The 12,935-nt window shown below is 60.6% G+C and carries 10 protein-coding genes and 2 tRNA genes; 10 read left to right on the top strand and 2 right to left on the bottom strand.

The genetic code is table 11. The features are described from left to right. The first annotated feature begins 3 nt into the window (after positions 1-3). Positions 4-2,829 (top strand): hypothetical protein, encoded by a 2,826-nt coding sequence (locus ONB52_16405; protein ID MDZ7417719.1) that lies wholly within the window; start codon positions 4-6, stop codon positions 2,827-2,829. Here the strand turns inward: ONB52_16405 and ONB52_16400 are convergent. Next, on the bottom strand, positions 2,823-3,164 hold the full coding sequence (locus ONB52_16400) for a hypothetical protein (protein MDZ7417718.1): 342 nt from the start codon (positions 3,162-3,164) through the stop codon (positions 2,823-2,825). The genes ONB52_16405 and ONB52_16400 overlap by 7 nt on opposite strands. A gap of 299 nt (positions 3,165-3,463) precedes the next feature. On the opposite strand from ONB52_16400, the gene ONB52_16395 reads away from it, so the two are divergent. Further along, complete coding sequence (locus ONB52_16395; GenBank protein ID MDZ7417717.1) at positions 3,464-5,617, top strand: penicillin acylase family protein; 2,154 nt, start codon at positions 3,464-3,466, stop codon at positions 5,615-5,617. Positions 5,618-5,655: 38 nt separating this feature from the next. Beyond that, positions 5,656-7,074, top strand: a complete 1,419-nt coding sequence (locus ONB52_16390; protein ID MDZ7417716.1) for a family 1 glycosylhydrolase — start codon at positions 5,656-5,658, stop codon at positions 7,072-7,074. Here the strand turns inward: ONB52_16390 and ONB52_16385 are convergent. Then, positions 7,065-7,568 (bottom strand): hypothetical protein, encoded by a 504-nt coding sequence (locus tag ONB52_16385; protein ID MDZ7417715.1) that lies wholly within the window; start codon positions 7,566-7,568, stop codon positions 7,065-7,067. The two genes, ONB52_16390 and ONB52_16385, sit on opposite strands and share 10 nt — an antisense overlap. A 176-nt stretch (positions 7,569-7,744) precedes the next feature. Here ONB52_16385 and ONB52_16380 point away from each other — a divergent pair. From ONB52_16380 to ONB52_16350, 7 genes are all read left to right on the top strand, one after another. Then, positions 7,745-7,817, top strand: a tRNA-Phe gene (locus ONB52_16380). A gap of 75 nt (positions 7,818-7,892) precedes the next feature. Then, positions 7,893-7,965 (top strand) — tRNA-Thr (locus ONB52_16375). A 111-nt stretch (positions 7,966-8,076) separates the two neighbouring features. Beyond that, positions 8,077-8,988 carry a PorV/PorQ family protein gene (locus ONB52_16370; protein MDZ7417714.1) on the top strand — a complete coding sequence of 304 codons (912 nt, stop codon included), beginning with the start codon at positions 8,077-8,079 and terminating at the stop codon, positions 8,986-8,988. Between the two features lie 88 nt (positions 8,989-9,076). Beyond that, the gene (locus ONB52_16365) at positions 9,077-9,940 is read left to right on the top strand and encodes an NAD(P)-dependent oxidoreductase (GenBank protein MDZ7417713.1); all 864 of its coding nucleotides are present in this window, start codon (positions 9,077-9,079) and stop codon (positions 9,938-9,940) included. 240 nt (positions 9,941-10,180) lie between these two features. Then, positions 10,181-10,459: a EutN/CcmL family microcompartment protein gene (locus ONB52_16360; protein ID MDZ7417712.1), complete on the top strand. Its 279-nt coding sequence runs from the start codon at positions 10,181-10,183 to the stop codon at positions 10,457-10,459. Positions 10,460-10,866: 407 nt separating this feature from the next. Beyond that, positions 10,867-11,577: a deoxyribose-phosphate aldolase gene (gene deoC, locus ONB52_16355; protein ID MDZ7417711.1), complete on the top strand. Its 711-nt coding sequence runs from the start codon at positions 10,867-10,869 to the stop codon at positions 11,575-11,577. A gap of 1 nt (position 11,578) precedes the next feature. Further along, on the top strand, positions 11,579-12,913 hold the full coding sequence (locus ONB52_16350; GenBank protein MDZ7417710.1) for a thymidine phosphorylase: 1,335 nt from the start codon (positions 11,579-11,581) through the stop codon (positions 12,911-12,913). Positions 12,914-12,935 lie beyond the last annotated feature (22 nt).

Below are 12,935 nucleotides of genomic sequence, written 5' to 3'. Positions count from 1 at the left end.
CACATGTCACTCTTTCATCTTGGCTCGAAACTGACATGGGAACAGTATCTGCGGGTTTCTTCCTTTGTCAAGGATCTCAAAGGCCAGATCCGCCAGGCCGGCAAACCGGCCGCGGTGCCCGTGCCGGAGCAGACCCGCGCCCTGGTGGCCAGCCCGCAGGCGTTGGAAAAGAAATATGGTGCGAGCTACAATCCGCTGGCACACACGCTGGATTCCGATTTCGGCCATTTCAACCAGGTGATGCAGGCCAATGGCGAAGCTCTGCACGCTCTGCGCAACAGCTTCGATTACCATATGGCGCTGGTCGTCGAACAACTGCGCCTGCAAAGCCAGACCATGCTCAATCTCGAGAAGCGTCTGGATGCCATCCACGCCACCCTGGAAAATCCGGTGCTGACCCAGGCCCGGGAGTACTATCGCATCGGCTGCGAGCGGCTGGTGAAGGGCCTGCTCGACAAGGCGCTGGAGGCCTTTCTGGAGTCGGAAAAGAAGGATGACACCAACTTCATGACCCAGTTGCTGATCGGCAAGCTCTATCTCTACGGCATCAATGAAGAGTGCAACCTGATCGATCTGGCGGCCGCCGAGCGCCATTTGCGTGCGGCGGCGCGCTATGCCAAGGCGGAAATGAAGCTGCTGCCGGAAGCCGCGCAATTCGCCGGGGAGGCGCTGCTGCACGCCGCCATCTCCTGCTATGCCCAGGCCGATCAGCAGGGCAAAAAGGGCAACAAGATCGAAGCCGGCCGTTTGATTCAGGAATCGCTGTCGCTCTCCAAACAGGCCAGCAAGATTTATCCCCAGCTTTCCGAGAGCCACTATCACACCGCCAAAATGGCGGCATTGATCGGCGACGGCAAAACCGCGGCCGCCGTGCTGGAGAAAGCCATTGCGCTTAACGAGGAGTACTGCCTGAAGGCAGATGTCGATCCGGAATTCCGCTATAGCCGCAAGGAAATCACCGATCTTTTTCTGCAACTGCGCCAGAAGAGCAGCGACGAGCTGGGCTACAAATTTCAAAAGGTCGAGCGGCTGCTGACGGAATGGTCGTTTGTCACCGAAGAGGCCAAAAGCGCCGAGGCCGACATGCGCCGAATTCTGGCGGAGGCCCGGGCCTGCATGGCGCGCAAAACCTATTTCGACAATCGCGACGCCATGCAGTTGTTGCAGCAAATCGAAGTCATTTTTCAATCCCTGTTGGTGCACAAGCTGGCGCTGCACAAGATGTCGGCGCACTACGGTCGCGTCAATGTGATTGCCATCAGCCCGCACGGCAGCTATTTGGCGAGCGGCGGCACCGACCGCACGGTGAGAATCTGGCGGCTGAGCGACAACCAGCTTCTGTTCACGCTGCAGGGCCACAGCGAAGCCATCAGCGATTTGACTTTCAGCCACAGCGGCGCCACGCTGGCGAGCGTGGATCGCAAGGGCACGGTCAAGCTCTGGAATGTGGCCAAGGGCCAAATATTGCGCGAGATCGGCGAGCCGGGCGCAGCGGTACAGTGTCTGGCCTTCAGCCCCGATGACACCATGCTGGCAATCGGCAGCAGCAATCGTGACGCGACCCTCTGGCGGGTCACCGACGGCCGGCTGGTGCAACGCTTCAGCGGCCACAAGAGCAGCGTGGACACCGTGGTCTTCAGCTATGACGGCAGCATGCTGGCGACCGGCAGCCCGGACAACACGGCGATGCTGTGGGATGTGAAAGAAGGCAAGTTGCGCCACCGTTTTCTGGGCTGCTCCGGACTGGCCAACAGCCTCGCCTTCAGCGTGAATGACAAAATTTTGATCACCGGTGCCAATGACGGCAGTGTACGCTTCTATCAAGTCGACGACGGCTCGCTGCTGTATGCGCTGCCGGCCAAGAACGGCAACATCAGTTGGCTGGCGCTGAGTGCCTCCGGTTCCATCCTCGCGACGGTCAATTACGGCCAGTCGCTGCAATTGTGGGATGCCACCGACGGCAAGCTGCTCTACAATCTCACGCCCTTTTCGCCGGGCATCACCGCGGTGCGCTTCAGTCCGGATGAAACCATCGTGGCGGCGACCGATTTTCAGGACCGCAGCATCAAGCTCTGGAACGTACACGACGGCAAACTGGCGCATGTGATTGCCGGCGACCTCACCACCAGCGCCTTCAGCCCGGATGGCACCATCCTGGTGACCGGCGATGAAACCGGCAGCCTGCGCTTCTGGGGAAGAATGATTACCGCCAAGCCCACGGCCACCGCGATTGCGCCGGCTCAGGAACACCTCCCGGAATTTGATATCAGCGATCTGGAAGCCGAGCCCAACCAGGCCGGACGCAGCCCGGCCCGGTCCAATAGTGCGGCTGCCAAACCGGCGACGCCCCGCGCTGCCACCGGCGACTGGGCGGAACGCCCCGTGACACCGCGGCCCGGCCACAGCAGCAGGAGTTACGACAAACCGCCCGCGCTGCCGGAGCCCCACGGGGATGCCGCGCCGCCGGTTGAATCGGTATATCAGGCCAGGGAGCTGCCGCGGGATGAGCAGCCCAACTTCTTCGAAGTGGATCCCTCTGCCACGCCGCGGCGCAGCTCGCGCGTCATCGACAACATTCTGCAGCAAATCGCCGGGGAGATGATGGGCGACGCCTCCGCGAATCCGGGCGACGCCGGCAACCGCGGGCAAAATTCACCGTTCGACTTCTCCGGCACCTCCGACCGTTCTTATGATCTCGGTGAGTTTGAGCGGCAGCGACAGGAAAGAAGGGAAAAGTCCGGCAGATGTTTGGTCTGTGGCCGGCACCTGGGCGCGAGCGCGAAACTGCTGAAGATCAAATATTGCCGGAAGCACTACTTCAATCATTGAAAACCTTGCATGCGGGTCATGTCTCCTGCACTTGCTGCAGGAGGCTGGCCCGGCTTCACCTGCCCTCCCGCCTCGCACCATACCCAACGGAACAAGAAATCATCTGTTTGACGAAGCGAAGTTTTTTTCTCGCACGAAAATGAAGCCCACGGAATGTTTTTTTCGTGGGCGTTCCGTTTTCGTGGGAGATTTTTTTCTGCCACGTCTTTTCGCAGAGCGGACTTGCTTTCCGGGAGAAAAGCCCTATATTGCACCCGCAAAAACGCCGGGCCGTGCTCTGGCTCGAAAAGAGAAAAGGGCGGGCAGTGCATGACATGGCGGTGTGCCCATTTCATGCCGGCGCACACCCGACTTGCAAGCTCATGGGTCGGCCTCGCCTGCAGGCCCGGACATAATCAGAGAAAACACAGCACCTGGATGCGGGAAAAAAGCAATCCCAACTGTGCCGGCAACTTCGTTGCAACCCTTCGTGCTTCTGTCACCACTGCCGGAGCGCCGGGAAGGACGGGTGCCGTCGTCCGGTGCCTTGACCGTTTCAATGAGAGAACATTCTATTTGAGTCAAACCGGTCTGCTTGCCTCGCGGGCGCGCGGCGAAGCGGCCGGCGGCAACGATTTGGAGTGAGGAGGGAGGTTTGGCTGGCCGCCATTTGCTGGTGGATACGCCCTGGGCGAAGATTCGGCGCGATGCGCATGGCGTGCCGCATGTCGAAGCCCGGGAAGAAGTCGATCTTTACTGGAGCATGGGCTATTGTCATGCCCGTGATCGCGGTCTGCAAATGTTGCTCACGCGGCTGCTCGGCCGCGGCCGGGCTTCGGAGTTCCTCGCCAGCAGCGAGGCGATGTTGGAGATGGATTTGTTTTTTCGCCGCATGAATTGGGGTGGCAATCTCGAGGCTGAAATCGCGAAACTCTCGCCGGCGGCATTGGAAGCCTGCCTGTCCTATTGCGAAGGCGCCAACGACTATTTCAGCCAAAAGATACCGTGGGAATTCAAGCTGCTCGGCGGGCAGCCCGAACCCTGGCGGCCGGAAGATATCATTCTGCTCTGCCGCATGACCGGCTATCTCACCCTGGCGCAATCCCAGGGGGAGATTGAGCGCCTGCTGATCGAAATGGTGCAGGCGAACCTCAGTCTGACACAACTTGAAGAACTGTTCCCCGGCCAGCTCAACGGTCTGGAGGTGGAACTGATCAAGAAAGTCAAACTGGGCCATCGCCTCGTGCCCGCCCACCTTGTCTGGCAGTCCGGCCTTCCCAAAATGATGGCTTCCAACAATTGGGTGATTGCCGGCCGCCGCACCGCCTCCGGCCAGCCCATGCTCGCGAATGATCCCCATCTCGAGGCCAATCGTTTGCCCAATGTCTGGTATGAAATGGTGCTGAAATGCGGGACGCGCTATGCGCTGGGCGCCACCATGCCCGGCCTGCCCGGCATTCTGCTGGGCCGCAGCAACGATCTGGCCTGGGGCGCCACCTACTCTTTCATGGATGCGATTGATTCATGGATCGAGCATTGCAAGGAAGGCCGCTACCGCCGCAACCGCAACGACTGGGTGGCCTTTCGCCAGCGCCGTGAAGTCATCAAGCGCAGGAAGAAAGCCCCCGTGGAAGTCATTTTTTATGAGAATGATCATGGTGTGCTCGACGGCGATCCGCAGGTGGAAGGGTATTATCTTGCCACGCGCTGGTCGGGCGCGCAGACCGGCGCGCAAACCATCAATCATATCATCGCGATGTGGTCGGCAACCGCGGTGGAAGAAGGGCGCGAACATCTCGGCCAGATTGAAGTCGCATTCAACTGGGTGCTGGCGGACCGGCACGGCAACATCGGCTATCAGATGTCCGGTTTGATGCCCAAACGCCGTGTGGGTGTTTCGGGGCTGGTGCCCCTGCCCGGCTGGAAACCGGAAAATGACTGGGCCGGTTTTGTGGATTATCGCGAGCTGCCGCGCTGCCTGAATCCCGCCGCGGGCTATTTCGTCACCGCCAATCACAACCTCAATGACTGGGGTGTGGCCAAGCCAATCAACATCGCGATGGGCGCTTATCGCGCCGAGCGCATTGCCGAGATGATCGAATCCCAGTCCAATCTCACTCCCGCCGATCTGATGAAGATGCAGTACGACGTTCATTCCGTGCAGGCGGAGCGCTTTCTGCAGGTGCTGCATCCGGTGCTGCCGCCGACCTTGCAGGGCCGCATTCTCGCGGATTGGGATTGCGACTACACCACCAGCTCGCAGGGCGCCTACTTGTTCGAGCAATTCTATCACCGCCTGCTGCAGGAGGTCTTTGGCGGGGCGGGCTGGGGCACGCAGGTGGCGGCCTTTCTGGCGGAAGAAACCGCGTTGTTTGTCGATTTCTATGCCAACTTCGATGCCGTGTTGCTTGCGGAAAATTCGGCCTGGTTTGGCGGCCGCTCGCGTGAAGAAATTTTTCGGCGGGTGGCGGAAGCGGCGCTGACCGTCATGCCAAAACCATGGGGTGAGGTGCAGCAACTCGAGCTGCGCCATTTGCTCTTCGGGGACAAGCTGCCGCGACTGCTGGGTTTTGATCGGGGGCCTGTGCCGTTGCGCGGCGGCCGTGCCACCCCGCACCAGGGGCAGATCTATCGCAGCGCCGGCCGGCAAACCAGCTTTGCACCTTCGTTCCGCATGATCGCCGATCTCAGCCGCGAGATGTTGTACACCAACCTCGCCGGCGGCCCCTCGGACCGGCGTTTCTCGAAATGGTATTGTGCCGATTTGAAAAACTGGCGCAATGGCGTCTATAAATTCCTGCAGCCGTGAGGCCGGGCCCCGGCTGCCTTCTGCGAGGAGCAAGGACCTTGACGATTCTGCTGCTGTTTGCCTCGGCGGTGCTGCTGTTTTATCTCCTCAGTTTGCTGCGCTGGCAGCACAAATACCCCGAGCTGCGCTGGGATTGGGATCGCATTGACACCACCCGCCTGCTTTTTCCACAGCATTTTGTTTGGGGCGTTGCCACCGCTGCGCATCAGGTGGAAGGCGATTGCGACAACAATAACTGGAGTGCCTGGGAACAGGCGGTCGATGAGGCCGGCCGGCCGCGCATCAAAAACGGCCAACGCGCCGGCCGCGCCTGCGAGCACTGGCAGCGCTATCGCGAAGACATTCAACTCATGAAGGCGCTGGGCGTGCAGGCTTATCGCTTTTCAGTGGAATGGAGCAAGATCGAGCCCCGGCCCGGAGAATTCGACGAAGCCGCACTGCAACACTACCGTGATCTCTGCGCTGCATTGCAGGCGGAGAACCTGCAGGCCATGGTCACCTTGCACCATTTCACCCACCCGTTGTGGTTCGACCGCCTGGGCGCCTTCGAGAAAGAAGAGAATCTGCCGCTGTTCGTGCGCTTCTGCGAGAAGGTTTTCAGCTCCCTGCATGAGCGTGTGGCCTGGTGGTGCACCATCAACGAGCCGGAAGTCTATGCTGCGCAAGGTTACTTTCTGGCCGTCTTTCCGCCGGGCCGGCGCGATGCACGCGCCACCGGCCTGGTGCTCAAGAATCTGCTGGAAGCCCACACCCAGGTCTATCATGCCCTGAAAAAACGGCCGGGCGGTGAGCAGGCCCGCATCGGACTGGCGAAGAATCTCTTTCAATTCGACCCTTTTCGCTACTGGCATTGGGGCGACTGGGCGCTGTCGCGGGCCCTGAACCATCTGTTCAACGACTCGATCTTCTCCTATTTCAATTCCGGTGAATTTCGTTTCCGGCTGCCCGGCATCGTCAATTTGCATCATCGCACCCTGGGGGCGCAGCCGGCGCTGGATTTCATCGGCTTGAATTACTATTCCCACTTTCACATCAAACTGCAGTGGAACCGCCGGCAGCCCTTCGCCTTTGCGGTGCCGCCCAATCAGATCATGACCGACATGGCGTATGCGATCTACCCGGAGGGATTCTACCGCGCGGTGAAGGAAATCGCGCAACTGGGCGTGCCCATTTACGTGACCGAGAACGGCATTGCCGACCGCCGCGACGACCGCCGGGAGCTGTTCCTCCGGCGTTATCTCTACGCCCTGATGTGCGCCCTGCAGGAGGGGTATGATGTGCGCGGCTATTTCTACTGGTCGCTGCTCGACAACTTCGAATGGTCGGAGGGCTATGACATGAAATTCGGCCTGTACGAAGTCGATTTCGCCACGCAGCAGCGACGCCTGCGGGAAGGCGCGCGCTGCTTCGCCGAGATTGTGAAGGGCAGCCGGGCGGAATCCGCACCTCACCAGTGAACTTGCGCAGCGCAGGGTGTGAGGCGGGCCCGCACCAGATCGACCAGCTCTTGCGGCCGGTCAGTGGTGATGAAGTAGCGCCAGCGTTTGCGCGTTTTCAGCTCGATGCCCATGCCGCTCTGCGCCACAAAGGCAAACGTGTCGCGCAGGTCATAGCGCACCCCCCAGCCCACGAAGCGGGTGAAGAGGTAGGGTTGCGGCGCCACGCTTTCAATCTCCTGCCAGCGCAGGCGCGTGCGCACGAAACCGAAGCCGAAAGCGATGCCGGTTTCGGTGACTTCAATCGACAGGCGGCGAAAGGTGAACGTCGCCACCGCCAGACCCAGCACGGGCAGAAGCAGCAGCGCGATCACCCAGCCGGGCAGGTGCGGCCCAAGCAGCATGAGCGCGAGCAGGAACGCGGAGGCGAAGGCGACCGCCAGCATGAGCAGACGCATGATCCAGCGTTTCATCGGCTGGTGTTCGCGGTACAAAACAACCGGGGAGGCGTTCATGGTCATCGCAGTATTGCAGAGCAACCGGAGAGGCAAGAGTGAATCAACCGTTGCTGCGCAATCTAAGACGAACCTTGCAAAAAAGCAATGAACAGGCGGCCGGTGCGGCAAGGAGATGGCTGAAATTCACCTTGACTTTTTGGCGGGATAAACTTATTTTGCGTCGCTTTTTTGCAGGCCAGGTAGCTCAGTCGGTAGAGCAACGGACTGAAAATCCGTGTGTCCGCAGTTCGATTCTGCGCCTGGCCACGACCTCACAGCAAAGCCGCGCGGTTTTGCTGTTTTGTTTTGGCCGGCCGTTCTTGCGATCTTTGCCACGTTCAAGCTGGTGTAGCTCAGCCGGTAGAGCGGCGCACTCGTAATGCGCAGGTCAGCGGTTCGATCCCGCTCACCAGCTCAGTCCTTCAACTGTATCGCCACAAAAGACGTTGCGCAGGCTTCCAACCTGCGGGGCAGCGCTGCCGTATTGTTCCTTTTAACCGCCGATTCCTGCGATCATTATCCCATCATGAAAAAACTTCTTTCCCTGTTTGCCGCTTTTCTGTTCCCCACTCTGGTGCTGGCGCAAGCCACCGGCTACAATTTTCTGCGCACCCCGGTGGGGGCGCGCCAGGCCGCCATGGCCGCCAGCTTTATCTCGGTTTCACAGGACGCCCACAGCATCTATTACAATCCCGCGGGTCTGGCCGATCTGACGAAACGCACCGCGACCTTTGGTTACCTCAACAACATTCTGGATGTGCAGGATTTCTACGGCGCCTACGTCATGCCGTACAAACAGGGCAGCTACGGTTTCGCGCTGCAGTACACCGACTACGGCGATTTCACCCGCACCAATGAATTCGGCGAAGAGCTGGGACATTTCGGCGCCAACAACATCGTCGCCTATTTCAGCTACTCGCGCATGCCCGCCGCGCGCCTGCTGCTCGGCGGCAATGTGAAGTACATTCGCGCGACGCTGGCGGATTTTTCCTCCGACGCCGTGGCCCTTGATCTCGGCATGATCTATCATTCCAGCTTGTTTGACAATCTCAGTTTCGGCGCGGGCATTTTCAACCTCGGCCGCGTGCGCAAGGCCTTCGATGGCACCCGGGAAGCTCTGCCCCTGACTTTTCAATTCGGCATTTCCAAGCGCCTGGCGCATTTGCCCCTGCTGTACAGCCTGACTTTGGTGGCCGATCCCGAGGAAAATCTCCAGTTCCGCGCCGGCGGTGAGTTCACCCTCACCCCGAATGCTTTTTTGCGACTGGGTTACAACACGCTCGGCCGCGACCAGAAGGTCGGCACCGACAATGACCGCTTCGCCGGGCTGTCGCTCGGCTTGGGTCTCAATTACCGCCAGTACAAGCTCGACTACGGCATGTCCTCTTTCGGCGAAATCGGAAATCTCAACCGGCTCAGTTTGTCGATCCTCTTTTGAAACCGCGTGTCCACAAACATCTGTTCGTACAATTCCAGCCAGTGAGTTTTGCACTTACTGGCTTTTTTATTTTACCGGAGGACAGAACATGCAGATTGGATTCATTGGCCTTGGCATCATGGGCCGGCCCATGGCCGAGCATCTGCTCAAGGCGGGTTACTGCCTGATGGTTTGCAATCGCACCGCCGGCAAAACCAAACCGCTGGTGGAATTGGGCGCGGAGGCCGCGGGATCGCCGGCGGAACTGGCCGCCGCCTGCGAGGTGATCATCACGATGGTTTCCGACACGCCTGATGTCGAAGAGGTGCTGTTCGGCAAGGGCGGGGTGAGCGAGGGGCTGGCGGTGGGCAAAATTGTGATTGATATGAGCACGATTTCGCCCGCGGCCACGGAGAATTTTGCCGCGCGCTTGCGCGCGGCAAGTTGCGAGATGCTCGATGCGCCGGTGAGCGGCGGGGAGCCGGGGGCCAGAGCCGCCACGTTGACCATCATGGTCGGCGGCAGGCGCGAGGTGTTCGAGAAATGCCAGCCGATTTTTGCGACACTCGGCAGGAACATTGTCTATTGCGGCAGCAGCGGCAATGGCCAGCGCACCAAGCTGGTGAATCAAGTCATCTGCGCTTTGAACATTCTGGCGATGACGGAGGGCCTGCGGTTGGCGAAGCTCACCGGGCTCGATTTGCAGACCACCCTGCAGGCGGTGAGTGGCGGCGCCGCCGGCTCGTGGATGTTGAGCAACCTCGCGCCGCGCATTTTGAAAAACGATTTCGCACCGGGATTCACCATCCGTTTGCAGAGCAAGGATTTGCGCCTGGCGATGGAGCTGATGCAAAGTTTGGGCAAAGAATTTCCCGGAACGGCCCTGACGCATCAGCTTTTTCAGCAGGCGGTGGCCAAAGGGTTGGGCGGGCAGGGCACGCAGGGGTTGATCAATTTGTTCGCGGGAACGTGAAACCGGGATGTTCCGGCGCGTTTCGTCGCATCAGGTGTTCATGCGCGGGCGTGCTTGGCATGATGACGCCCTGTGGCCCAAACGTTTTCATGGCAGACGATCCGCTGCCGCGGGTTTGACTGCGCAAGATGATGAAGCCCATTGCCCTGGCACGGCCCGCGCTGCCTGTCGCGCGGAATTTCAATTTGCATTTCCTGGCTTTTCTGATTATTTTGGCCGCGTCCCAACCGGGAAAAAATCATGCTGATCTGCCGGGTGGTCGGAGACGTGGTCTCCACCGTCAAAAACGAACATCTGCGCGGGCACAAGCTGCTGCTGGTGCAGCCGGTCGAGCTCGACGGCAAAACGGAAAAGGGTGAAACCCTGATCGCCGTCGACAAAGTCGATGCCGGGCCGCACGATTTGGTGCTGGTGAATCGCGAGGGCGGCGGCGCGCGTCTGCTGCTCAACAATCCCAAGATTCCCGTGCAGGCAGTGATCGTGGGCGTGATCGACGCGATTGATGTTCCGCCTCGCTGATCACGCCGGCGCCGGACCAGGCGTTTCAGACCCCGCGTTCTCCGCCACCATCTTACCACGAAAATGCCATGGTGCGGGCTCCCCGCCGGCATGCCGACACGATGCCTGTGCGATATTTTCTCATGGGTGCCGCGCGCGGCATGGCAAATGACCACCGGAAAACCATCACGAACCGGGAAAATTTGGGGAGCCGTGCAGACACGAACAAAGATTTGCGCGCCTGGTGTCCTTCTGTCTGCGCTTGAACAAAGTGACTGTGGCTGCAGACTGCGTCACGGTGATTCGCCATGAACCTCAATGCCCGCATCGACCGCCTCATCGCTGAAGAGCTGGCCCGGCAGCAGCACGCGCCGCATTGCAACTGGTGCTGGGTATGCCCGGAGTGCAAGAGTGAGCTGGTCGCGCAAATGGTGAACCACGGTGCCTGCCGGGTGGGCGCCGACCCCGGCATTGCGCCGGTGAAAGAAGTGGCGGCGCGCTACATCGACCACACCCTGCTCAAGGCGGAAGCAACGCGGCCGCAGATCGAAAAGCTCTGCCGGGAGGCCGCGGAATTCGAGTTTGCCAGTGTATGCGTGAATCCCACCTGGGTGTCGTACTGCCGCCATCTGCTGCGCGGCAGCAAGGTGCTGGTCTGCAGCGTGGTTGGTTTCCCGCTGGGCGCCACCACCACCGAGGTCAAAGCTTATGAAACGAAGCAATGTGTTGAGCAGGGCGCGTGCGAGATCGACATGGTGATCAATATCGGCCGCCTGAAATCCGGCGAGTATGATTTTGTGGCGCACGACATTCATGCGGTGGTGGAGGCGGCGCGGCCTGCGCACGTCAAAGTGATTCTGGAAAATTGTTATCTCACCGATGAAGAGAAGATCAAGGCCTGCCTGCTGGCACGGGAGGCAGGGGCACATTTCGTGAAAACCTCCACCGGCTTCGGCCCGGGCGGTGCGAAGATCGAAGATGTGGCCTTGATGCGGCGGGTGGTGGGGGGACAGCTCGGGGTGAAAGCAGCGGGCGGCATTCGCGAATATGACACGGCCAGCAAAATGATCGCGGCCGGCGCCTCCCGTCTGGGCGCCTCCGCCAGCATCGCCATACTCGAACACCGAAAGGCTGCCTGAGATGAACGCGGTCGAGATCATCACCAAGAAGCGCGACGGCCTGGCCCTTTCCGAAGATGAAATCGAATTCGTCATCACCGCGTATCTGGCCGACCAAATCCCCGATTATCAGATGGCGGCGCTGTTGATGGCGATTTACTTTCGCGGCATGGATGAGCGCGAGACGGTGACGCTCACGCGCTTGATGCGCGACTCCGGCGTGGTGCTGCGGCATCCGACGGTCACCCTCCCCAAAGTCGACAAGCACAGCACCGGCGGCGTGGGTGACAAGGTTTCCCTCATTCTCGCGCCGCTGATGGCGGCCGCCGGCATTGCCGTGCCGATGATCTCCGGCCGCAGCCTGGCACACACGGGCGGCACGCTCGACAAACTCGAAGCCATTCCCGGCTTTCAAACACAACTCCCCCTCGAAGAATTTCAACGTCTGACGGCGGGCGTCGGCGCTTGTTTGATCGGACAAACCGAGAACATCTGCCCCGCCGACCGGCGTATTTATGCTCTGCGCGACGTCACGGGCACGGTGCCCTCCATGCCGCTGATCTGCGCCAGCATCCTGAGCAAGAAACTCGCGGAGGGTATCGATGCGCTGGTGCTGGACGTGAAAACCGGCAACGGCGCGATTTTTTCCGAGGCGGCGGCGGCGGAGGAATTGGCGACGCGCTTGATTCGCACCGCCCGGCATTTCAATCTCCCCACCATCGCGTTGCTCACCGACATGTCACAACCGCTGGGCAACACCATCGGCAACTGGGTGGAAGTGTGCGAGGCCATCGCGGTCTTGCAGGGCCGCGGGCCGCGCGACACGCGGCGCGTGACGCTGGCGCTGGGCGCGGCGATGTTGAAAGCAGCGGGAAAGGTCACCGATCTGCACGAGGGCGCCCGGCAACTCGGAAAGCTGCTGGACAACGGTGCGGCGTGGCGGAAGTTTGTGGAAATCGTCGCGGCCCAGCACGGGCAGGTGGAGTATGTGGAAGATCCCGGCCGCTATCCCCGGCCACGGTACACGCAGGCAGTGCAGGCGAAGACGGGCGGCTACGTGGTGAAAATCGATGCCCGGGCCCTCGGCCAGCTCGCCATGACGCTGGGCGCCGGCCGCGTGACCGTTCATCAAAAAGTCGATCCGCTGGCCGGCATCACGTTGAATAAAAAAGTCGGAGAGGCCGTGGCCGCGGGCGAGACCCTGGCAGTGTTGCAAAGCTCGACGGTTGCCCTCGAGGCGGAACTGGCGGAGCTGGCGTGCAACAGTTTCGTTGTCGCCGCTCAGGCCGTGCAACCACCGCCACTGCTGATCGCCCGGCTGGAGGAGGACGGCCGGCACGAACTGGCAGGAATGTAGGCGGGTGATGCGTACCGGGGCG

The sequence above is a fragment of the candidate division KSB1 bacterium genome, assembly GCA_034506255.1.
Classification (GTDB): Bacteria; Zhuqueibacterota; Zhuqueibacteria; order Zhuqueibacterales; family Zhuqueibacteraceae; genus Coneutiohabitans; species Coneutiohabitans thermophilus.
The sequence above is the reverse complement of the archived record's forward strand: the minus strand, read 5'-3'. Positions and strand labels throughout refer to the sequence as shown.